Here is a 20,741-nt window from a genome sequence, read left to right as displayed (position 1 = left end):
TCTCTTCGCCAGAAAGGCAATCCACTACAAAACGAAGCCGCTCGTCCATGATGCCAGTCTCTCGCCAAACCATCGCCGGGTCCTCCGGCGAGGGAGAAAACTGTCACCTATGCAATCGGTCCATTCTGTTACCTATCTATCCGGTTCGGACAGGCACCGTTCCTCTCCCTGCGGAGGGGGGAGAGGTGGCGCTGCGAAGCAGCGACGGAGTGGTGGAAGCCGGTCCTCAAAATGCGGCGGCGCTGATAATTCAGCGCAGGACCTCAGTCGAGGCGAGACATCGCCCTGGCTGAATAACAACGCCCCAGCCATGTCGACCCCCACTCCGTCGAGCTTCGCTCGACACCTCTCCCCCGATCGACGGGGGGGAGGAACGGCGCGATGCGATTTCGCGAAAAGGCTCTAGGCCGTCTGCTCCGCCGCTTCCTCGATCCGCTCCATGTCGTCGTCCGACAGGCCGAAATGGTGGCCGATCTCGTGGATCAGCACATGGGTGACGATGTCGCCCAGCGTCTCCTCGTTCTCGGCCCAGTAGTCGAGGATGGCGCGGCGGTAGAGCGTGATGCGGTTCGGGCCCTCGCCGGTCTGCGGGTTCCAGCGCTCGGCGATGCCGCGCCCCTCGAACAGGCCGAGCAGGTCGAACGGCGTTTCCAGCGACAGATCGTCCATGATCTCGTCGGTCGGGAAGTCGGCGATCTGGATGACGATCTCGCCGGTCAGCTTGCGGAAATCCTCCGGCAAATGAGCGTAAGTCTCCAGCGCCAGGAACTCCATTTCCTCCATCGACGGCGAAAGCTGGTCGTGCCAGGTGCGGGTCTTGTAGATGCGGGCCATTCTTTGTCCTTTGATCCCGGCATATAGGCTTTCGCGCCGGTCGAGGCAAATGATGCGGCAATTCCGTTGCATATCCTTTGCCGCTGCCGGGGAATCGGCTATCCGTCGGTTCCGGCCATGTATCAGGAGCTCCTCATGCCGGACCTTTCCACCCTTGGACTTTTCGCCATTGCCTGCCTCGCTTTGACCGCGACGCCGGGGCCGGACATGCTGTTGATCGCTTCCCGCAGCGCCAGCCAGGGGCGCGCGGCTGGCCTGGCGACCTATGTCGGCATCGCCGCCGGCACCTATTGCCATGCGCTGGCCGCTGCCTTCGGCCTGTCGCAACTGTTCCTTGCCGCGCCCATCGCTTACGACATCGTGCGTTACGCCGGCGCTGCCTATCTGGCCTATCTCGCCTGGAAAGCGTTCCGCTCCGACGGGGCAGCGCTTGCGCCGGTCGCCGGCCTTGCGCGCCACTCGCTAGCGCGCATCGTCCGGCAGGGGCTGTTGACCAATCTCCTCAACCCGAAGATGGCGCTGTTCGTGCTGGCGCTGTTCCCGCAGTTCGTGCAGCCGCAGGCCGGGTCCGTGGCGGGGCAGATACTGGTGCTGGCAACCGTGCTCAACCTGATCGGGCTGGTCGTCAACGGTCTGGTCATCCTGACCGCCAGCCGGATCGGCGCGGCATTGTCGAGACGGACGCGGTTTCAGCGGGCGCCGCAGCTGTTGCTGGGAACCGTCTTTGCCGGGCTTGCGGCCCGCTGGCCTTCGGTGGCCAGCGCTAAAGCAATTCCAGGAAAACTGTGAAGCGGTTTTCCATCCGGATTGCGTCAAACGAAAGCGCACAATGACAGAGGAATAAATTCACAATGACTCTGCTTGACTCTTCCGGACCGCTCTGGAATCTATAGGAACATAACAGGAACAATGCTGCTGAAAGTTGACCGTCATGGCGATGACCGCCGTGGCGCGGGAGACTGTTTTTGCCCTGCGCCGCCAGATCGCGAAGATCGAGGGAACGCTGCCCGAGCGCCTGGCGGCGCCGGCCGGCGCGTCGCCTGATGACCGCGACATCGCCGATGTCACGGTGGTTCGGCGCGGCCTTGCCGTTGCCGCGCCGGATGCCTTCCTGCGCACCGGCATCGAGCCGCTCGACGACGCCCTCGGCGGCGGCCTGCCGAAGGCGGCGCTGAGCGAGATCCATGGCGTCGAGACCCGCGACGCCGGAGCCGTCGCCGGCTTTGCCCTGTCGCTTGCCGGCCTGATCCTGACGCGGCAGCCGGGACTGCCGGTGCTGTGGGTCGGCACCTCGGAAATCTTCCGCGAGGCCGGCTTCCCCTATGCCGGCGGACTTCGGAGCCTGTTCGGCATCGCGCCCGAGCAATTGCTGTTTTCCGAGACGCCGAGGCTGCTCGACGCGCTGTGGATCGCCGAGGAAGCCGCCCGCATGACGGCGCTCGCCGCCGTCATCCTCGAAATCCGCGGCAGCCCGCGGCCTCTCGACCTCACCGCGACGCGGCGTTTGCACGCCCGCGCCCAGGACGCCGGCCGGCCGGTGTTGCTGCTGCGCCAGGCTGGCGAGGCCGAGCCGACCGCCGCGCCCGTGCGCCTCATCGTGTCGGCCGCGCCCTCGGCAAGCCGCGCGACGATCGCCGGGCCGCTGGCCGGCTCGATCGGCCGTCCCGCCTTCACCGTCAACATCGGCAAGAGCCGCACCGCGCTCCCCGGACAATTCACACTGGAGTGGAACCCCGATGAACATGTTTTCGAGGAAAGAAGGACCCAGGAAGAACGGGCAACGAATCCTGTCGCTGTGGTTTCCGCATCTCGCCGCCGACCGCATCCTGCGCCAGCGTCTGGGGCGGTCCTGGCGTTCCCGGCCGTCGCAGCACCTGCCTCTGGTGATCAGCCACCGCGACATGAACGCCCAGCGCATCGCCGCCCTCGACGAGCGGGCTGAGGCGCTCAGGCTGAAGCGCGGCATGGGCATCGCCGACGCGCGCGCCATGCACCCGACGATCGACATCGTCGAGGCCGATCCAGAGGCCGACCGCCGCCTGCTCGAAGGCCTCGCCGACTGGTGCGACCGCTACACGCCTTTGGTGGCGATCGACGGCGCCGACGGCCTGTTCCTCGACGTCACCGGCTGCACCCATCTTTTCGGCGGCGAACGCGCCATGCAGGACGAGATCCTGTCGCGCTTCCTTGAGCAGGGTTTCGATGTCCGCGCCGGGCTCGCCTCGACCCCGGGCGCCGCCTGGGCGGCGGCGCATTTTCATGGCGACCGGATCGTCGCCGGCGGCGAGGAGGAGACGCTGCTGGCGCCCTTGCCGCTCTCGGCACTGCGCATCGAGCCGGAAACGCGCGCCAGCCTCGAAAGCGTCGGCCTGCGCACGGCGGGCGCGGTGATGACGGCGCCCCGCGCCCCGCTTGCCCGCCGCTTCGGCGCTGGCTTGCTGCTGCGCCTCGACCAGGCGCTCGGCCGCCTCGACGAGGCGGTGTCGCCGCGCCTGCCGGTGGCGCCGCTTTCGGTCGAGCGCCACCTGGCCGAGCCGGTCGTGCTGACCGACGACATCGAGCGGCTGGTGAGCCGGCTGGCCACGGCGCTGAAGGGCGACCTCGAGCGGCGTGGCGAGGGCGCGAGGGCGCTCGCTCTGCTGCTCTTCCGCGTCGACGGCGCCGTCAGCCGCATCGCCGTCGGCACCTCGCGCCCGCTGCGCGAGCCATCGCTGATCCGCAGGCTGTTCCACGAGCGGCTTGCGGCACTCGAGCAGGACATCGACGCCGGCTACGGCTTCGACCTCGTGCGCCTTTCGGTACTGTCGGCGGCGGCCTTCGACATGCAGCAGGCCGATCTCACCGGCGAGGCCAACGACGATGACGCCGATATCGCTTTGTTCGCCGACCGCGTCCGCGCGCGGCTCGGCGAGGCCGCGGTGCTGCGGCCGGTTGCCGTCGAGAGCCATTTGCCGGAGCGCGCCGTCGCCATCGTCCCCTTCTCCGAGGCGCCGCAAAGGCGCGCGCCGCTCAAGCGGCCGGAGCGCGCCGTTCCGCCGGTGACCATCTATCCGCCGGAACGGCCGATCCGCCTGTTCCGTTCGCCCGAGCCGATCGAGGTGCCGGCCACCGAGATGCCCGAGGGACCGCCGATGAATTTCCGCTGGCGGCGCGCGCTCTACCGCGTCGCCCGCGCCGAAGGGCCGGAACGCATCGCCGCGGAATGGTGGCGAAGGCTTCCCGGCGAGGAGGAAGCGCCGACCCGCGACTATTTCCGCATCGAGGACAGCGATGGCCGCCGCTACTGGCTCTACCGCCAGGGCCTCTACGGCGCGTCCGACATGCCGCCGCGCTGGTTCATGCACGGGGTCTTCGCATGAACGCGCTCGCCGCCACCGCCTATGCCGAATTCGGCATCCAGTCGAACTTCTCCTTCCTGCGCGGCGCCTCCAAGCCGGAGGAACTGGTGGTCGCGGCGAAATACCTCGGCTTCGCCGCGATCGGGCTTGCCGACCGCAACACGGTGGCCGGCGTCGTGCGCGCCTGGCAGCAGGCCAGGGTGGAGACGCTTGCCTATCATCCCGGCTGCCGGCTGGTGTTCGGCGACGGCACGCCCGACATCCTCGCCTATCCGCGCGACCGCGCCGGCTGGGGGCATCTGTGCCGCATGCTGACGCAGGCCAATCTGCGCGACGAGAACGAGAAGGGGGCGACGCTGCTGAAGCTGGGCGACCTTCTCGAATGGGGGGATCTGATGTCGCTGGCGGCGCTGCCTGACCTGTCGTCGGATCCGGATGGCAGTCTCGCAATGATTAGCCGGCTTAAGGATCGTTTTGGCGCGGCGCTGCGGCTTGCCGTGGCGCCGGACTATCGCGGCAATGACCGTTTGCGCGTCGAGCAGGCGGCGGCGATGGCAGACCGGCTGGGCGTGCCGCTGATGGCGACCAACGACGTCCTCTATCACAGCCCCGGCCGCCGCTCGCTGCAGGACGTGCTGACGGCGATCCGCCTCAACACACCCGTTTCCCAGGTCGGGCTGGAGCTGGCGGCCAACGCCGAGCGCCATCTGAAGCCGCCGCAGGAAATGGCCAGGCTTTTCCGCCGCCACCCGCAAGCGCTGGCGGAGACGCTGCGCTTCGCCGGCGAGCTGACCTTCTCGCTCAGCGACCTCGAATACAATTATCCGGACGAGCCGACCGAATCCGGCCTGGGGCCGCAGGCCGAGCTCGAGCGCCTGGCCAGGGAAGGGGCGGCGACGCGCTATCCGGCCGGCGTCCCCGCCGCCGTGATGAAACGCATCGGGGAAGAGCTCGCCCTGATCGAGCGGCTGAACTACGCGCGCTACTTCCTCACCGTTTACGACATCGTCAAATATGCCCGCAGCCAGCATATCCTGTGCCAGGGGCGCGGCTCCGCCGCCAATTCCATCGTCTGCTTCTGCATCGGCATCACCGAGGTCGGCCCCGACCGGATCGACACGCTGTTCGAGCGCTTCATCTCCGAGGAGCGCAACGAGCCGCCCGACATCGACGTCGACTTCGAGCATGAAAGGCGTGACGAAGTCATCGCCTATATCTACCAGAAATACAGCGCCAAGCGCACCGCGCTCGCCGCCGCCGTCATCAGCTATCGCGGCCGTTCGGCGCTGCGCGAGGTGGCCAAGGCCATGGGCCTGTCCGAGGATGTCCGCACCGCCTTGACCAGCTCGATCTGGGGCTGGTCGACCTCCGAGCTCGGCGAGAAGGAGGCAGCCGCCGGCGGCATCGACCGCAGCGATCCGCTGGCCAGGCAGGTGATCGAGCACGCCAACGAGATCATGGGCTTTCCCCGGCATCTGTCCCAGCATGTCGGCGGCTTCGTCATCACCAGGGACCGGCTCGACGAGGTCGTCCCCATCGTCAAGACGGCGATGGACGAGCGCAAGATGGTCGAATGGGACAAGGACGACCTCGACGCGGTGAAGATCCTCAAGGTCGACGTGCTGGCGCTCGGCATGCTGACCTGCCTGAAGCGCGCCTTCACACTGCTCACGCAGCATTATCCGGATGCGCGGGACGCCTATGGCCGGCCCTATGTGCTGGCTTCCCTTCCGGAGGAGGATGGCCGCGTCTATGACATGATCTGCCGCGCCGACACGCTCGGCGTCTTCCAGATCGAGTCGCGCGCCCAGATGTCGATGCTGCCGCGCCTCAGGCCGCGCGCGTTCTATGACCTGGTCATCGAGGTGGCGATCGTGCGGCCGGGTCCGATCCAGGGCGACATGGTGCACCCCTATCTGCGCCGCCGGCAGGGCAAGGAGCAGGCCGAATATCCCAAGCCGGAGCTGGAGCAGATCCTCGGCAAGACGCTGGGCGTGCCGCTGTTCCAGGAGCAGGCGATGAAGATCGCCATCGTCGCCGGCGGCTTCCGGCCGGGCGAGGCCGACGAATTGCGCCGCGCCATGGCCACCTTCAAGCGCACCGGCACGATCGGCAACTACCGCCAGCGCATGATCGACGGCATGGTCGGCAAGGGCTACGAGCAGGCCTTCGCCGAGCGCTGCTTCAAGCAGATCGAAGGCTTTGGCGAATACGGCTTTCCCGAAAGCCATGCCGCCTCCTTCGCGCTGCTGGTCTATGCCTCCTGCTGGTTCAAGACCTTCTACCCGGATGTCTTCTGCGCCGCGATCCTGAATTCGCAGCCGATGGGCTTCTATCAGCCGGCGCAGCTTGTGCGCGACGCCCGCGACCACGGCGTCGAGGTGCGCGAGGTCGACATCAACTTTTCCGTCTGGGACTGCGCGCTGGAACAGACCGCCTTCGATCCGGCTCGCGTGCTTGCCCGCCATGCCGAGATGCGCGGCGTGATCGAGACCGGCCATGCCGTCCGCCTCGGCTTTCGCCAGATCAAGGGCCTGTCGGAGGAGCGCATGACGCTGTCCGTCGAGCGGCGCGGCGCCGGCTACGAGACCGTGCGAGACGTCTGGCTGCGCTCCGGCCTCGATGTCGGCGAGATCGAACGACTGGCCGAGGCCGACGCCTTCCGCTCGATCGGCCTCGACCGCCGCGCCGCGCTCTGGGCGGTGCGCGCGCTCGACGGCAAGAGTGCCGCCGAGAAATTGCCGCTGTTCGACCAGCCGACGGTCCGCCTGCGCGAACTGGAGCCGGAGACCAGGCTGCCGACAATGCCGCTCGGCGAGCATGTCATCCACGACTACCGCTCGCTCGGCCTGTCCTTGAAGGCGCATCCGGTGGCCTTCCTGCGCGAGCGGCTCGACCGCGCCGGCGTCACCCCCAATGCGCGTCTCCCGTCCGTCAAGGACGGCCGGCGCGTCTCCGTCGCCGGCCTCGTGCTGGTGCGCCAGCGCCCCGGCAAGGGCAACGCGATCTTCCTGACGCTGGAGGACGAGAACTCCGTCGCCAATGTCATTTTCTGGGAGAGGACCTTCACCCGCTTCCGCCCCATCGTCATGGGCGCCCGCTTCGTGCGCGTCACCGGCAAGCTACAGCAGGAATCAGGCGTCATCCACATCGTCGCCGAGAAGATCGAGGACCTGACGCCGTGGCTGACCATGCTTTTGGAGGAGATGACCCCGGCTCTGCCCGCCCCGCCGGACATCGCCATGCTATCGGACAAGGCGGAAAGCGTCATGCCCAGGGGGCGGAATTTTCAGTAGGCGGCCTACGCCTTCCCGGGATTACGCAATCCCATATCGCGCTCCTCCTCTCCGCCAGCTCATCCCGCCCGCCGCGAGGCTCCTTTCCTCTCCCTCCGGAGGGGGGAGAGGTGGCGCTGCGAAGCAGCGACGGAGTGGGGGAAGGCGGTCCTCAAATGCGCCGTCGCCGACAATTCGGCACCAAGGCCAATCAAGGCGAGACATCCCCCGGCTTGACACAAAGACGCGGTGAGCAGGTCGACCCCCACTCCGTCGAGCTTCGCTCGACACCTCTCCCCCAATCGACGGGGGAGAGGAAAGGCACCCTCACTTCGCCCGCCGGCTTTCAATCCAGAAAAATGGGAGGGGCCGCCTTTGCTGCGCGTGATCTCCCCCCTCCAGGGGGAGATGGCCGGCAGGCCAGAGGGGGTCGGTTCGACCGGATGCGACCCTCTTTTCTATTCGCCGTACCCACTCACGCCGGCCCGCCGAGCCGCGGCGGCGACAGCAGGTCCTCGGCGGAAATCGTCCGCGCCTCCGAGGGCAGCATGATCGGGATGCCGTCGCGCACCGGATAGGCAAGTTTGGCCACGCGCGAGATCAGCTCGCCGCGCTCCGCATCCCAGGTCAGCGGACCCTTGGTCAGCGGGCACGCCAGCAGCTCCAGCAGCTTCGGATCGACACTGGCCTTCTGTCCGTCACGTCCTTCCGCAGCCATTGCACTTTTCCCTGTCCGACTGGTGCGTAAGGTGTGTTGAGATACAGGTCAGGCCCAGTCGAGAATGGTGGCTTCCGAGAACCGGGGCGGAGCGTACTTGAAGTACGTGAGCACCGGAAGCACCGGAAGCCGCCGTTTGCAGGCCGGCCTCACCTGAATATCGATACACCTACTGCAGGCTCGAGCCAAAATCCTCACCCTCGCGCGCCAGCGCCATTTCGGTGATGGCGATCAGCGTTTCGGCGCGCGTTTTCAGGTCCGCCGCCTCGAGCAGCGCCTGTTTCTCGGCCGGCCCATAGGGCGCCATCATCGACAGCGCGTTGACCAGCATGGCGTTCTCGGCGCGGCTGACGCTCTCCCAGTCGGCTTCGAGATCATTGGCCTGCAGATAGGCCCGAAACGCCTTCAGCAGCGACGGTCGGTCGACCTCGGCGCCGGCGCGGTCTTCATCGAGATCGGCGAGGAAGGGCGCGATCCGGCATTGCCGGAACGGCGTCTTGGTGGCGGCCTCATGCGTGATGCGGAAGCGGCAGACGCCTTGCAGCGAGATCAGGTAGCGGCCGTCGCCGCTCTCGGCCAACGAGATGATGCGCCCGGCGCAGCCGACGCTGCACAGTTCCGGTTCGCCGTCGTCGCGCAGGGCGCCGTCGAGACTGGGCTGGATGATGCCGATCAGCCGCGCGCCGCCGACCGCCTCGTCGACCATCTGCAGATAGCGCGGCTCGAAAATGTTGAGCGGCATGCGCCCGCCCGGCAACAGCAGCGCGCCGGCAAGCGGAAACACCGGGATCGTCGCCGGCAGATCGGCGCCACGCCGGTAATGCGCGTTTCCCGCCTGCAAATCAGCCCTCCGATCGCCTGAAGCGTGTCAAAGCCGCGATCTCCTCCTCGCCGCCAAAGGCTACTCGTGCCTCCAAGCTGTGTCGAGATTCAGGTCAGGCCGGCCTCACCTGAAAAATCAACGCAGCTTAATCTGGCGCATTCGCATCCGGCCGCAAGCCCATGCGGCAAAAACAGCCGGCGAACCGCCTCAGGAAAACAGCAGCGACGACAGTTTGCGCCGTGCGGCAAGCGTCGCCTCGTCGGTCATGCCCCAGGCTTCGAAGAATTTTAACAGCTGCGCCTTGGCGCCGTCGTCGTTCCAGCTCCGGTCGGCCTTGATGATCGCCAGCAGATTGTCGGCGGCTTGCGTCCGCTCGCCGCGGGCATTCTGGATCATCGAAAGGTCGAAGCGCGCCTGGTGGTCGGCCGGATTGGCGGCAAGGCGGCGCTCGAACTCGGCCGGATTGCCGAGCGAGGCGGCCTGCGCGGCGAGCGCGATCCTGGCGCGCAGCGCGGCAAGTGGCGGCGCGTCCTTCTTGTCTTCCGGCGCCCGCGCCAGAACGGCCTCGGCGCCTTCCGTGTCGCCGGCCTCGAACAGCAGCTCGCCGAGTCCGGCGATCGCCTCGATCGTTTCCGGCGCCTGCTCGAGAATGGCGTCGTAGATGTCGGCCGCGGTCTGCGCGTCACCTGCGCCGCGCGCTTCCGCCGCCGCCGCCAGCGCCTCCGCCACCTGGTTGCCGGCGCCGTTCTTGCCGCCGACCTTCTTGATGAACTCGGCGATCTGGCTTTCGGGAATGGCGCCCATGAAGCCGTCCACCGGCTGGCCGTTCTTGAAGGCGATGACCGCCGGGATCGACTGGATGCCGAGCTGGCCGGCGATCGAGGGGTGGTCGTCGATGTTCATCTTGACCAGCTTGACCGAGCCGCCGGCGGCCTTGACCGCCTTTTCGAGCTGCGGCGTCAATTGCTTGCAGGGGCCGCACCACGGCGCCCAGAAGTCGACCAGCACCGGCTGGCGGCGCGATTCCTGGACGACGTCGGCGGCGAAGCCGGCCGTCGTCGTGTCCTTGATCAGGTCGGCCGGCGCCTCGCCGAGCGAGAGCTTGGGCTCGCCGCCGCCATATTGCACCGTCGTGGCATACTGGCCGCCACTGCTGCCGAATGGATTGTTGTCGCTCATGTCATTGCCCTTCCGGTCGCGCCGCCGGCCAGCGGGAGGCGCGACAATTCTTGCTGGAGGTCAGGTTTCGCCATCCATGTGGCGATCATGACGTGACTTTCAAGATAACAGCATCGTGTCCGGTTGCCTCGACGAATCTGACGAGATCGGCCGATGCGATCGAAGTTGTCGCCTCGTTGGTCAGCGGATGCGCATTGATGACCGCATGGCTCATCAACTCCTGGTCGAGAAAGACCTTGACCCGCCGCTCGCTGTCGTTGATCAGCCCGAAGACGGTGACTGCGCCCGGAATGACGCCGAGCAGTTCCATCAGCATTTCCGGCTTGCCGAACGAGACGCGGCCGGCCGCGCCGATCAGATGATGGATCTGCTTGAGATCGACCTCCGCCTCCTCATCCACGGTGACGAGAAAGAAATTGTCCTTCTTGTCCTTGAGGAACAGGTTCTTGGTGTGGCCGCCGGCGATCTCGCCGCGCAGCGCCTGGGAATCGGCGACCGTGTAGAGCGGCGGATGGCGGATCGTCGACACGCCGATGCCGAGGTCGGCAAGAAAGGCATTGAGCTCGGCTTCGGTCTTCGGCATCGGTCCTCACTTCTGTCGCGCTTGGTCTCGGCTCCGGCTACGCCGTTTACGGCCAATCACCGCACCGAGACAAGACCGTCGCCGGGGCAAGCGACGAATCCCCGCATCTGCCGCAACGGAGCTTCTAGCCCTGTCGAGCTAGGTGAAAAAGCCCGTCATTTCCCTGTTGCAATCGCCGCGCTCTTCAGCCATATAGGCCCGGCTTGCGGCCCAAAGCCGCGTGAGCGGGTGTAGCTCAGGGGTAGAGCACAACCTTGCCAAGGTTGGGGTCGAGCGTTCGAATCGCTTCACCCGCTCCAGTTTCCCTCCGGGGATCAAGCAAACGAAAAGCCGCGGTTCGCCGCGGCTTTTTCGCGTTTTGGGCCCTTCAGAACAAGATACCGTTGCGCGCCATTCCCCATACCGCGGCGACGCAATGAAGGATCCCGATGGGCAGCGCAAGCAGCGGCCTGAAGCGGATCAGCGCAACATAGATCGTGAATTGGACGCAGGCGCTGAGCAACCCGGGCAAGGCGCCAGCGCCAGCCATCATCAGCAGCATCACCCAGGGGACCACGATGAAACCCGGGACATTCGTTCCGTGCCCGGCGCCCATGGTGAAAATCGCGACGAGGAACCCGACAAGGCCGAGGCCGACCCCGGCCGCGATTATCTTCAGCATCGCGCTGGTTCCCACGATTTATGGCTCGGCTCATACCCCGGAGAATAGGGGAAAGTCGCGACGCAAAGGAAGCGCGTCGCCGTCCACTCCTGACGTCTGCCGCCTTTATTACGCCAGCCTCGCCCGCGTCGTCCTCGGCGTCGCCAGCAGCAAACTCGTCTCGCTCCCCGTTATGCCGGGAATGAGCCGGATCCGCCGCAGCACCGCGTCGAAATCGGTCAGCGACGCGGTGCCAAGCTCGACCACCAGGTCCCAGCGGCCGTTTGTGGTGTGGATGGTCGACACTTCGGCGAAGCCGCCCAGCGCCCGGATCACGCGGTCGGCGGCATGGCCCTCGATCTCGATCATCATCACGCCGCGCATGCGCTGGTCGACCGCGTCGGCGCGCAGCACCACCGTGTAGCCGATGATATCGCCCGACTTTTCCAGCCGCGCCATGCGCGATCGAACCGTGGCGCGCGACACGCCGAGGTCGACCGCGAGATCGGAGACGCTGCGCCGTGCATCGTGCCTCAGCAGCGTCACCAGCCTTTCGTCAAGCGCATCCATGACTGCCCATTTCGATCAAATCATTTGTCCAATATGATAGATCAGCCTTCTCGAAATGCCAATTTCGTCTGTTCAAACCGCCACCGGATGATGGTTCATTCCTGCGATCAATCGCAAGGACGGATAGAATCATGCGCTGCAGGATCGTTGGCGCGCCGGTGCAGGACGGTGCGGGCAGGATGGGATGCGAGATGGGGCCGAGCGCGCTGCGCACGGCGGGGCTGGTCTCGGTGCTGTCGGAACTCGGCCACCAGGTCGAGGACTGGGGCGCGGTCGAGAAGGCCGAGGCGCGCGCTGTCGTCCACGGCAATCTTGCGCTGAAAGCGCTGCCGGAGATTTCCGCCTGGACGGCGGCGATCGCCGACACCGCCTACGCGGCGTCTCGCGAAGCATTGCCGATCTTCCTCGGCGGCGACCATTCGATCTCCGCCGGCACGGTATCCGGGGTCGCGCGCCGGGCGGCGGAACTCGGCCGGCCGCTCTTCGTGCTGTGGCTCGACGCGCATCCGGATTTCCATACGCTCGACACCACAACCAGCGGCAATCTGCACGGTGTGCCGCTCGCCTATGCGAGCGGGCAGGCCGGCTTCAAGGGCTATTTCCCGGATCTACCTGTGACCGTCGATCCTGCCCGCATCTGCGCCATGGGCCTGCGCAGCGTCGATCCGGCCGAGCGCCGCGCGCTGAACGAGGCGGGCGTCACCGTGCATGACATGCGCACCATCGACGAGCATGGCATTGCGCCCTTGCTGCGCGCCTTCCTGGCCAAGGTCGAGCAGGAAAACGGCCTGCTGCATGTCAGCCTCGATGTCGATTTCCTCGACCCGTCGATCGCCCCGGCCGTCGGCACCACCGTGCCCGGCGGCGCCACCTTCCGCGAGGCGCATCTGGTGATGGAGATGCTGTCCGACAGCGGCCTGGTCACCAGCCTCGACCTCGTCGAGCTCAACCCGTTCCTCGACGAGCGCGGCCGCACCGCCACCCTGATGGTCGACCTCACCGCCAGCCTGATGGGCCGCCGCATCATGGACCGCCCGACCCGCAGCCATTCCGGAAGCCTCTGATCATGACCCAGCCGTCCCGCCTTGCCATCGTCCCTTTCGTCAGCGTCGACCGCATGATGAAGCTGGTGCTCACCATCGGCGTCGAGCGCTTCCTCACCGAGCTTGCCACCTATGTCGAGGAGGATTTCCGCCGCTGGGAGCTGTTCGACAAGACGCCGCGCATCGCCTCGCACAGCCATGACGGCGTCATCGAGCTGATGCCGACCAGCGACGGCAAGATGTACGGCTTCAAATATGTCAACGGCCATCCGAAGAACATGCGCGAGGGCCGCCAGACGGTCACCGCCTTCGGCGTGCTCGCCGATGTCGGCTCCGGCTATCCGATGCTGCTGACCGAGATGACCATCCTGACGGCGCTGCGCACCGCCGCCACTTCCGCCGTCGCGGCCAAATACCTGGCGCCGAAAGGTTCGCGCGCCATGGCCATCATCGGCAACGGCGCCCAGTCCGAGTTCCAGGCCATCGCCTTCAAGGCGCTGCTCGGCATCGACAGGCTGCGCCTCTACGACATCGACCGTTCGGCTTCTGAAAAATGCGCCCGCAACCTCGCCGGCAAGGGTTTCGACATCACCATCTGCGCGACCGGCCAGGACGCGGTCGAAGGCGTCGACATCATCACCACGGTGACGGCGGACAAGCAGTACGCGACCATCCTCACCGACAACATGGTCGGCGCCGGCGTCCACATCAACGCCGTCGGCGGCGACTGCCCCGGCAAGACGGAGCTGCATCGCGACATCCTGCTGCGCTCCGACATCTTCGTCGAGTTCCCGCCGCAGACCCGCATCGAGGGCGAGATCCAGCAGCTCGACGCCGACCATCCGGTGACCGAGCTGTGGCAGGTGATGACCGGCAAGGCGCAAGGCCGCAAGGCGCCGGAGCAGATCACGCTGTTCGATTCCGTCGGCTTCGCCACCGAGGATTTTTCCGCCCTGCGCTACGTCCGCGACCAGCTCCAGGCCACCGGCCTCTATGAGGAGCTCGACCTGCTCGCCGACCCCGACGAGCCGCGCGACCTGTTCGGCATGCTGCTGAGAGCGGAGATGCAGCCAGCGGCTTGAGCCTTTTCCTTCTCCCCGTTTCACGGGGAGAAGGTGCCCGAAGGGGCGGATGAGGGGCAGCGCTGACGTCAACATTTGCCGCCACCAATGCATGTCGCCATTCGGGACACTGGCTTACTGGCTAACTTTTTCGATCTGCCTCGTTTTTCGGCGTATACGGCCCAACGTGTCCAGAACTCTTAAGCGCTTCAACGGGACGCCGTCATACTCCGTAAGAGAACGGCGGCCGTTTCGATCTACAACGGTCAGCACTGCGCGGCACCTGCCGCCTATGGCATCAAACGCAGCGAGAAAACTCTGGAAGTCCGTCACCTCCGCGCCGTTCTTTTTGCAGAAGGCAGGAAAGGCTTGCCCAAACATGACCGCAGCACTTTTCAATTGGTCCGAAGGGCGGCCTCTGACAACACTCCCGCGCAGGAAGTCGATCTCGATTACTCCACCCGTGGTGGTGGCGGCCTCTCCAAACACGTCGGTTTGGCAGTAGCCGACAACAAAGCCTAGGCCACTTGCCATCGAGTCGGCGAAGTTGTGAGCGATTGCGCAAAGACGTTCATGCTTCATCCTGGAAGGATAGCAACCTCATCGTCTGCTTTCCACTCGTGCTGGTCCTTTCATTTATGAGTTCACGGCCGAAGTAAGAAAACCTGTTCTCAATTTCGGGATCGCTTTACCCGCGCAACGGCGCGCAGCTTTCCCTCTCGACCAGCACGGGCATCAGGATCTCTCGGCGCGAATGCGCGGCCGGCTCGGCGACGCGCTCCAGCAGCAGGCTGACCGCCCGCGTTCCGATCTTCTCCACCGGCTGCGCGATCGTCGTCAGCGGCGGCCAGGTGGTGACGGCATAGGGGATGTCGTCGAAGCCGATCATCGACATGTCGTCGGGAACCCGCAATCCGCGTGAGCGCAGCGCCGTGACCGCGCCCATCGCCATCAGATCGTTGCAGGCGAACACCGCCGTGATGTCGGGCGCCTGCGTCAGCAGCCGCTCCATCGCCAGGCGGCCGCCGGCGAAATGGTAGTCGGAATCGACCACTGCTGAAGCCGGCAGGTCGACGCCTGCTTCCTGCAGCGCCCGGGTAAAGCCGCGCAGGCGCGCCGGGCTGGAGCTCGAATCGCGCGGGCCGCCGATGACGCCGATCCGCTTGTGCCCGAGCCCGACCAGATACTGGCCGGCGAGATAGCCGCCGTGATCGTGGTCGACCAGCACGGAATCGACATGGACGGAATGGATCTCGCGGTCGAGCAGCACCGCCGGCACGTCGGGCGCGAGGCGCGAGAACACCCCCGCATGGTCGGACGAGCCGGCGAAGATCAGCCCGTCGATCTGCTTGGCCATCAGCACCGACAGATAGCGCTCCTCCTTCTCGGCGCTGCCGTCGGAGTTGCACAGGATCACCGTATAGCCGGCGACAAACCCGGCATCCTCGATCTGGCGCGCGACGCTGGCGAAGAACGGGTTGGAATTGTCGGGGAGCAGCAGGCCGATGGTTTTGGTCTCGCCGCGCCTGAGACTCCGCGCCAGCGAATTCGGGCTGTAGCGCAGGGCCGCGATCGCCGCGCGCACGCGCTCGGCCGTCTCCGGCTCGACATGGCGCGTGCGGTTCATCACATGCGAGACCGTTGCGACGGACACCCCCGCGTAACGCGCGACATCGGCGATCGTTGTCATGGCCCCTGGTCCCAGCGCTCCTACATTTCCCACGCAAGTCCGGACGGAAAACCTAGCGTATCTTGCGCAACAGCCTCTCCCTATATGCGTCTAGGATGACGGCGAGCACGATGACAAGCCCAATCACGATCGGCTTGAAATTGTCGCCGACGCCCAGAAGCTGCAGGCCGGTGCTCAGCACCTGCAAAATGCAGGCGCCGACCAGCGTGCCGATGATCGAGCCCTTGCCGCCGCTGAGGCTGGTGCCGCCGATGATGACCGCGGCGATCGCGTTGAGCTCGTAGCCGACGCCGGCGATCGGGCTGCCGATGTTGAGGCGCAACAGATAGACCATCGCCGCGATGCCGGCGGTCAGGCCGCTGATGGTGAAGGCCGCGACCTTGTAGAAGTCCGGATTGTGCCCGGAGAGCCGCACCGCCTCGTCATTGGTGCCGACGGCGAAGATCATGCGGCCGAAGACGGTGAAGCGCAGCACGAACCAGCCGACCGCGATCACCAGCACCGCGACCAGGAAGATCGAGGGCAGGAAGCCGCCGATGATCAGATTGCCGAAATCGACGAAGCTCTGCGGCAGGCCGGTGATGGTCGAATTGTCGCTGACCACGCGCGCCGCGCCTGCGGCCATGTTGAGCATGCCGAGCGTGACGATGAAGGAGGGGATCTTCCAGCGCGTCGAGATCCAGCCGTTGAGGAGTCCGCAGGCGGCACCCGTCGCCATGCAGGCCAGCAGCGCCAGCGTGATCGCCACCGCCGGCGACAGGCTCTCGTTGATCATGATGGTGGCGCCCACCACCGTGCACAGCGCCAGCACCGAGCCGACCGACAGGTCGATGCCGCCGGTGAGGATGACGAAGGTCATGCCGGCCGCCAGCACCGTGTTGATGGCGATCTGCACGAAGATCTTCAGCGCGTTGCCGGGCGTCGCGAAATAGGGCGCGCTGGCCGAGAAGAACACGGTGATCAGCACCAGCGCCAGGAGCACGCCGGCATCGCGGATGAGGAAGCGCAGGAATTTCGCCCGGCCGGGGGAAACAGGCGCCGACACGGTTGCTTCGGACGTCTCGCTCATGGTCGCACATACTCCTGATAGGCGAGCGACAGGATGCGCTCCTGGTCGAATTCGGCGCGCGGCACCTCGCCGACAATTCTGTTTTTTGAAAAGACGACGATGCGGTGGCACATGCCCATCAGCTCGGGCAGGTCGGACGACACCATGATGATGCCCTTCTTAGCCGCCGCCAGCATCCACAAGAGCTGGTAGATCTCGCGCCGCGCGCCGATGTCGACGCCGCGTGTCGGCTCGTCGAGGATCAGTGTCGAGGTGCCGCGGAACAGCCATTTGGCCAACACCACCTTCTGCTGGTTGCCGCCGGACAGGTTGCGCACCGCCTGCTCGATCGAGCTTGCCTTGACGCGCAGCTGGCCGACCAGGTCGGTCGCCGCCACCGCCTCCGCCTTGCGGTTGACCAGCCCGTGGCGCGAGACCTTGCCGAGATCGGTGATGGTGATGTTCTTGTCCACCGGCAGGTCGAGCAGCAGGCCCTGCCCCTTGCGGTCCTCGGTCAGCAGGCTCAAGCCATGCCGGACCGCGTCCTTGGGCGCCGTGATCGCCACCGGCCTGCCGTCAATGGCGACGACGCCATCGAGTTTCGGATCGGCCCCGAACAGGGCGCGCATGGCTTCCGTCCGGCCGCTGCCGACCAGCCCGGCGACGCCGAGGATCTCGCCATGCCGCACATCGAAGGAAATCGCCGGTGTCGTGGCGTCGCGCTTCAGGTTCGCCACGCTGAGCGCGACCTCGCCCGGCACGATCGAAGTGTCGAAACCGTATTCGTCGGCGATGTCGCGGCCGATCATCATGCGCACCAGGTCGGGCACGGTGAGGCCGTGCAGATCGCGGGTGGCGACCAGCCTGCCGTTGCGCAGGACCGTCACCCGGTCGCCGATCTCGAACACCTCGTGCAGGCGGTGCGAGATGTAGATGATGGTGACGCCTTTGGCCTTCAGCCGCTTGATGATGGCGAACAGGCGCTCGATCTCGGGCGGCGTCAGCGTCGCCGTCGGCTCGTCGAGCACCAGAAGCTTGCTGTCGTAGCTCAGCGCCTTGGCGATCTCGACCAGCTGCATCTGGGCAACGCCGAGCGCCTCGACGCGCGTCCGCGGATCGATGTCGAGCCCGACCTCCTTCAGCAGCACCAGGGCGCGCCGGTTGAGCGCCTTGCCGTCGACGATGCCGAAACGGCGGCGCGGCAGGCTTTCCAGCATCAGATTCTCGGCGATGCTGAGATAGGGGAGCAGGTTTAGCTCCTGATGCACGATGCGGATGCCGGTCTGATGCGCGTCATGCGGCGTCTTGGGCTGGTAGGGCTGGCCGTTGAAGGCGATCGCGCCGCTGTCCGGCTGGTGGATGCCGGCGAGCAGCTTGATCAGCGTCGACTTGCCGGCGCCGTTCTCGCCGAGCACGATATGGGTTTCGCCGCGCGCGATCGACAGCGAGACGTCGCTCAACGCGACGGCGCCGGGAAAGATCTTCCCGACCCCTTGAAGGGAAAGAATCGCGTCATCCATGCAGCAAAATCCTGGATTGCGCCGTTCGGCCGCCAAGGCGGCGTCGGCGCGCCGTCACCGCCGCCGGAATTGCCGGCGGCGATGATGAGGTAAGCGCAGCGATGGCACCAGCCATTAAATGCCCGGTGCCTCTTCGCCCGCCTCAGCCGGTGACCAGCTTGATGTCGGTCTTGACCCAGCCGGAGAACTTCTCGCCGGCGAGCTCGCGCAGGCCGTAGTCGATGCCGAGGGCGGCCATCTGCGCGCCATACTGCTCGACGGTGGCCAGCATCTTGCCTTCCTTCAGCAGCGGCCCGACCGCCGGGATGTTGTCGAAGCCGACCACCTTGATCTGGCCGGACTTGCCGGCCGCGTCGATCGCCTTGACGACGCCGAGCGCCATCGAATCATTGGCCGCCATCACGCCCTGGATGTCGGGGTGCTGGGTCATGAAGTTGGTCATCAGCGTGTTGGCTTCCTCGGTCTCCCAATGCGCGGTCTTCGAATCGAGCAGGTCGAGGCCGTGTTCCTTCACCGCATCGTCGAAGCCGAGCTTGCGTTCCTTGGCGTTGTCGGCCTCGGGATTGCCCTCGAGGATGACGACCTTGCCGCCTTTGCCCAGCGCCTTGCCGAGCGCATCGCCGGCGAGCTTGGCGCCGGCGCGGTTGTCCGGACCGAAGAAGGCGAGGTCGATGCCGGCCTTCTTCTTGGCCTCGGTATCGAGCGAGACGTCGATGTTGATGACCTTGATGCCAGCCTTCAGCGCCTTGGCGATCGGCGTCACCATGGCCTTCGAATCGGCCGGCGCGACCACGATGACGTTGAAGTTCTGGGTGATGAAGTTCTCGATGGCGTCGACCTGCGCGGCAAAGTCGCGCTCGTCCTTCATGCCGACGGCGGCGAAATCGAACTTGTCCTTGTTCTTGGCCGCGTACTCTTCGGCGCCGGCCTGCATCTGCTTGAAGAACTCGTTGGCGAGCGACTTCATGACCAGGCCGACCTTCGGCTTGTCGGCGGCGAGCGCCCGCCCGAACGGCAGCGCCAGGGCGCCGGCCGCCAATGCGCTGGTCTTGAGGAACTGACGGCGCGAGAACTGGCCTAGATCGAGACCGGACGCGTTTGGATCCTTGCTCATGCTTTCCTCCACTTGATTGATCCGTAATCGGTTACGTAACCGATTACGCAGCAAGGTTTAGTGTGCAACTTTGACCGATGTCAATATCAGCATGGAGGCTTGAGGCATCTCTTGCCGGCCGCCCCCGTAGCTAGGGGCGGCATCTAGGGCGCGCCTATGCGCCGGCAAGCGGTCGGGCGACGGGCGGCTCGCGCTCAGCGAGCCCACATCGCGTCCGGCACCACCACCAGCTTGCCGACGAAATCCTTGGCGATGAAATCGGCTTGGGCGCGGTGGAAGTCCGACAGCCTGTAGACACCGCCGACCAGCGGCTTGATCTTCCTGTCCTCGATGTAGCGCACGATGCGGCGGAAGTCCGCCCGCGTGCCCTGGCTGGAGCCGTTGAGCTGCAACTGCTTGAGGTACATCGTCCGGAGGTCGAGCTGCACCACCGGCCCGGCGATGGCGCCCGCCGTCGTGTAGCGCCCTTCCGGCCGAAGAATGCGCAGCAAATCGTTGAAGATCGCGCCGCCGACCAGGTCGGCGACGACATCGATGGGTTGCCCGCCGGTCGCCTCGGTGACGGCGGCCGGCAGATCCGCGACGCCGCGCGTAATCACCCTCTCGGCGCCGATATCGAGCACCGCTTGCTCCTTGCCCTTGCCGACAATGGCATAGGGGATGGCGCCGCGCGCCCGCGCCAGCTGCACGATGCCCGAGCCGACGCCGCCCGAAGCGCCGGTGACCAGCACCCGCTCCCCGGCCTTCAAAGCCGCGCGCTCCAGCATCTGCTCGCCGGTGAGATAGGCGCAGCAGAAGGTGGCGAGCTCGACGTCGCTCATATCGGTGTCGACGACATGCGCGTTCTCGGCCGGCAGGGTCTGATACTCGGCGTACCCGCCATCGCGGCCGTGGCCCATATAGTCGATGTCGGCCAGCGAATCGTCGTCGCGGTTGTAGATCGAAAAGTCGACCATCACCCGCTCGCCGATACGGTCGGCAGACACGCCGTCGCCGACGGCGGCGATCGTCCCCACCGTGTCGGTGCCCTGGATGCGCGGGAAGACAAGCGTGTTGCCTTGCCGGCGCCAGGTCGACACCGCCGCCGCATCCTCTTCCGTGCCATAGGCGCCCTGGCGCACCCAGACATCGGTGTTGTTCATGCCGCAGGCGCTGACCTTGACCAGCACTTCGCCGGCGGCCGGCGCGGGCACCTTCACATCGGTGCGGTAGACGAGCTTTTCCGGACCGCCATGGCCGGTGAGCTGCACGGCGGCCATGGTGGCTGGAATGGGGGGATGGGATGTCATGAATGTTGGCTCCAAC

At 66.1% G+C, this 20,741-nt stretch carries 19 protein-coding genes and 1 tRNA gene; 7 read left to right on the top strand and 13 right to left on the bottom strand.

Annotated elements, in window-relative coordinates; translation table 11 throughout:
- Window positions 1-402: 402 nt before the first annotated feature.
- On the bottom strand, window positions 403-834 hold the full coding sequence (locus EN846_RS32785) for a metallopeptidase family protein (protein ID WP_127286465.1): 432 nt from the start codon (window positions 832-834) through the stop codon (window positions 403-405).
- 135 nt (window positions 835-969) lie between these two features.
- Here EN846_RS32785 and EN846_RS32780 point away from each other — a divergent pair, with 135 nt between their 5' ends.
- The 4 genes from EN846_RS32780 to EN846_RS32765 all read left to right on the top strand — a co-directional run bounded on the left by EN846_RS32780 (window position 970) and on the right by EN846_RS32765 (window position 7,468).
- On the top strand, window positions 970-1,623 hold the full coding sequence (locus EN846_RS32780; protein WP_127392681.1) for a LysE family translocator: 654 nt from the start codon (window positions 970-972) through the stop codon (window positions 1,621-1,623).
- A gap of 142 nt (window positions 1,624-1,765) precedes the next feature.
- Window positions 1,766-2,776, top strand: a complete 1,011-nt coding sequence (locus EN846_RS36220; protein ID WP_127286467.1) for a hypothetical protein — start codon at window positions 1,766-1,768, stop codon at window positions 2,774-2,776.
- Window positions 2,718-4,193 carry a DUF6504 family protein gene (locus tag EN846_RS32770; RefSeq protein WP_128275526.1) on the top strand — a complete coding sequence of 492 codons (1,476 nt, stop codon included), beginning with the start codon at window positions 2,718-2,720 and terminating at the stop codon, window positions 4,191-4,193. The genes EN846_RS36220 and EN846_RS32770 overlap by 59 nt, the downstream gene beginning before the upstream one ends.
- Window positions 4,190-7,468 carry an error-prone DNA polymerase gene (locus EN846_RS32765; protein WP_127392683.1) on the top strand — a complete coding sequence of 1,093 codons (3,279 nt, stop codon included), beginning with the start codon at window positions 4,190-4,192 and terminating at the stop codon, window positions 7,466-7,468. The genes EN846_RS32770 and EN846_RS32765 overlap by 4 nt, the downstream gene beginning before the upstream one ends.
- A gap of 454 nt (window positions 7,469-7,922) precedes the next feature.
- On the opposite strand, the gene EN846_RS32760 is transcribed toward EN846_RS32765, so the two are convergent.
- From EN846_RS32760 to EN846_RS32745, 4 genes are all read right to left on the bottom strand, one after another.
- Window positions 7,923-8,165, bottom strand: a complete 243-nt coding sequence (locus EN846_RS32760; RefSeq protein WP_127309154.1) for a Trm112 family protein — start codon at window positions 8,163-8,165, stop codon at window positions 7,923-7,925.
- A 169-nt stretch (window positions 8,166-8,334) separates the two neighbouring features.
- Window positions 8,335-9,006 carry an LON peptidase substrate-binding domain-containing protein gene (locus EN846_RS32755; protein WP_127309153.1) on the bottom strand — a complete coding sequence of 224 codons (672 nt, stop codon included), beginning with the start codon at window positions 9,004-9,006 and terminating at the stop codon, window positions 8,335-8,337.
- Window positions 9,007-9,195: 189 nt separating this feature from the next.
- Window positions 9,196-10,167, bottom strand: coding sequence for a thioredoxin (gene trxA, locus EN846_RS32750; protein ID WP_127392684.1), 972 nt, complete (start codon window positions 10,165-10,167; stop codon window positions 9,196-9,198).
- A gap of 85 nt (window positions 10,168-10,252) precedes the next feature.
- Window positions 10,253-10,750 (bottom strand): prolyl-tRNA synthetase associated domain-containing protein, encoded by a 498-nt coding sequence (locus tag EN846_RS32745; RefSeq protein WP_127309151.1) that lies wholly within the window; start codon window positions 10,748-10,750, stop codon window positions 10,253-10,255.
- A 224-nt stretch (window positions 10,751-10,974) separates the two neighbouring features.
- Between EN846_RS32745 and EN846_RS32740 the strand changes: the two genes are divergently transcribed.
- Window positions 10,975-11,049 (top strand) — tRNA-Gly (locus EN846_RS32740).
- Window positions 11,050-11,117: 68 nt separating this feature from the next.
- Here the strand turns inward: EN846_RS32740 and EN846_RS32735 are convergent.
- Together EN846_RS32735 and EN846_RS32730 are read right to left on the bottom strand one after the other, a co-directional pair.
- Window positions 11,118-11,411: a hypothetical protein gene (locus EN846_RS32735; protein ID WP_127309150.1), complete on the bottom strand. Its 294-nt coding sequence runs from the start codon at window positions 11,409-11,411 to the stop codon at window positions 11,118-11,120.
- Between the two features lie 108 nt (window positions 11,412-11,519).
- Window positions 11,520-11,960 carry an Lrp/AsnC family transcriptional regulator gene (locus EN846_RS32730; protein ID WP_127392519.1) on the bottom strand — a complete coding sequence of 147 codons (441 nt, stop codon included), beginning with the start codon at window positions 11,958-11,960 and terminating at the stop codon, window positions 11,520-11,522.
- 131 nt (window positions 11,961-12,091) lie between these two features.
- On the opposite strand from EN846_RS32730, the gene rocF reads away from it, so the two are divergent.
- Both rocF and EN846_RS32720 read left to right on the top strand, forming a co-directional pair.
- Window positions 12,092-13,024, top strand: a complete 933-nt coding sequence (rocF, locus tag EN846_RS32725; RefSeq protein ID WP_127392518.1) for an arginase — start codon at window positions 12,092-12,094, stop codon at window positions 13,022-13,024.
- A 2-nt stretch (window positions 13,025-13,026) separates the two neighbouring features.
- The gene (locus tag EN846_RS32720) at window positions 13,027-14,085 is read left to right on the top strand and encodes an ornithine cyclodeaminase (RefSeq protein ID WP_127392517.1); all 1,059 of its coding nucleotides are present in this window, start codon (window positions 13,027-13,029) and stop codon (window positions 14,083-14,085) included.
- A 114-nt stretch (window positions 14,086-14,199) separates the two neighbouring features.
- Here EN846_RS32720 and EN846_RS32715 read toward each other — a convergent pair whose 3' ends face one another.
- The 6 genes from EN846_RS32715 to EN846_RS32690 all read right to left on the bottom strand — a co-directional run bounded on the left by EN846_RS32715 (window position 14,200) and on the right by EN846_RS32690 (window position 20,725).
- Complete coding sequence (locus tag EN846_RS32715) at window positions 14,200-14,646, bottom strand: hypothetical protein (RefSeq protein ID WP_127392516.1); 447 nt, start codon at window positions 14,644-14,646, stop codon at window positions 14,200-14,202.
- A gap of 106 nt (window positions 14,647-14,752) precedes the next feature.
- Entirely contained in the window at window positions 14,753-15,754 is a 1,002-nt protein-coding gene (locus EN846_RS32710; protein WP_127392515.1) for a substrate-binding domain-containing protein, read from the bottom strand.
- 52 nt (window positions 15,755-15,806) lie between these two features.
- Window positions 15,807-16,823 carry an ABC transporter permease gene (locus EN846_RS32705; protein WP_127284792.1) on the bottom strand — a complete coding sequence of 339 codons (1,017 nt, stop codon included), beginning with the start codon at window positions 16,821-16,823 and terminating at the stop codon, window positions 15,807-15,809.
- Entirely contained in the window at window positions 16,820-18,322 is a 1,503-nt protein-coding gene (locus tag EN846_RS32700; RefSeq protein WP_127392513.1) for a sugar ABC transporter ATP-binding protein, read from the bottom strand. The genes EN846_RS32705 and EN846_RS32700 overlap by 4 nt, the downstream gene beginning before the upstream one ends.
- Before the next feature lie 142 nt (window positions 18,323-18,464).
- A complete protein-coding gene (locus EN846_RS32695) occupies window positions 18,465-19,436 on the bottom strand; it encodes a sugar ABC transporter substrate-binding protein (protein WP_127284794.1) in 972 nt (323 codons plus the stop codon).
- 194 nt (window positions 19,437-19,630) lie between these two features.
- Window positions 19,631-20,725, bottom strand: coding sequence for an alcohol dehydrogenase family protein (locus EN846_RS32690; protein WP_127392512.1), 1,095 nt, complete (start codon window positions 20,723-20,725; stop codon window positions 19,631-19,633).
- Window positions 20,726-20,741: the final 16 nt, after the last annotated feature.

This window comes from Mesorhizobium sp. M4B.F.Ca.ET.203.01.1.1 (assembly GCF_004791025.1).
Classification (GTDB): Bacteria; Pseudomonadota; Alphaproteobacteria; order Rhizobiales; family Rhizobiaceae; genus Mesorhizobium; species Mesorhizobium abyssinicae.
The sequence above is the reverse complement of the archived record's forward strand: the minus strand, read 5'-3'. Positions and strand labels throughout refer to the sequence as shown.

Excerpts from the sequence above, each read along its gene's own strand:
- rocF (WP_127392518.1), top strand. The coding sequence starts at position 12,092 with ATGCGCTGCAGGATCGTTGGCGCGCCGGTGCAGGACGGTGCGGGCAGG.
- EN846_RS32695 (WP_127284794.1), bottom strand. The coding sequence starts at position 19,436 with ATGAGCAAGGATCCAAACGCGTCCGGTCTCGATCTAGGCCAGTTCTCG.
- EN846_RS32765 (WP_127392683.1), top strand. The coding sequence starts at position 4,190 with ATGAACGCGCTCGCCGCCACCGCCTATGCCGAATTCGGCATCCAGTCG.
- EN846_RS32745 (WP_127309151.1), bottom strand. The coding sequence starts at position 10,750 with ATGCCGAAGACCGAAGCCGAGCTCAATGCCTTTCTTGCCGACCTCGGC.
- EN846_RS36220 (WP_127286467.1), top strand. The coding sequence starts at position 1,766 with ATGGCGATGACCGCCGTGGCGCGGGAGACTGTTTTTGCCCTGCGCCGC.
- EN846_RS32720 (WP_127392517.1), top strand. The coding sequence starts at position 13,027 with ATGACCCAGCCGTCCCGCCTTGCCATCGTCCCTTTCGTCAGCGTCGAC.
- EN846_RS32780 (WP_127392681.1), top strand. The coding sequence starts at position 970 with ATGCCGGACCTTTCCACCCTTGGACTTTTCGCCATTGCCTGCCTCGCT.
- EN846_RS32730 (WP_127392519.1), bottom strand. The coding sequence starts at position 11,960 with ATGGATGCGCTTGACGAAAGGCTGGTGACGCTGCTGAGGCACGATGCA.
- trxA (WP_127392684.1), bottom strand. The coding sequence starts at position 10,167 with ATGAGCGACAACAATCCATTCGGCAGCAGTGGCGGCCAGTATGCCACG.
- EN846_RS32715 (WP_127392516.1), bottom strand. The coding sequence starts at position 14,646 with ATGAAGCATGAACGTCTTTGCGCAATCGCTCACAACTTCGCCGACTCG.
- EN846_RS32690 (WP_127392512.1), bottom strand. The coding sequence starts at position 20,725 with ATGACATCCCATCCCCCCATTCCAGCCACCATGGCCGCCGTGCAGCTC.
- EN846_RS32760 (WP_127309154.1), bottom strand. The coding sequence starts at position 8,165 with ATGGCTGCGGAAGGACGTGACGGACAGAAGGCCAGTGTCGATCCGAAG.
- EN846_RS32705 (WP_127284792.1), bottom strand. The coding sequence starts at position 16,823 with ATGAGCGAGACGTCCGAAGCAACCGTGTCGGCGCCTGTTTCCCCCGGC.
- EN846_RS32785 (WP_127286465.1), bottom strand. The coding sequence starts at position 834 with ATGGCCCGCATCTACAAGACCCGCACCTGGCACGACCAGCTTTCGCCG.
- EN846_RS32710 (WP_127392515.1), bottom strand. The coding sequence starts at position 15,754 with ATGACAACGATCGCCGATGTCGCGCGTTACGCGGGGGTGTCCGTCGCA.
- EN846_RS32735 (WP_127309150.1), bottom strand. The coding sequence starts at position 11,411 with ATGCTGAAGATAATCGCGGCCGGGGTCGGCCTCGGCCTTGTCGGGTTC.
- EN846_RS32700 (WP_127392513.1), bottom strand. The coding sequence starts at position 18,322 with ATGGATGACGCGATTCTTTCCCTTCAAGGGGTCGGGAAGATCTTTCCC.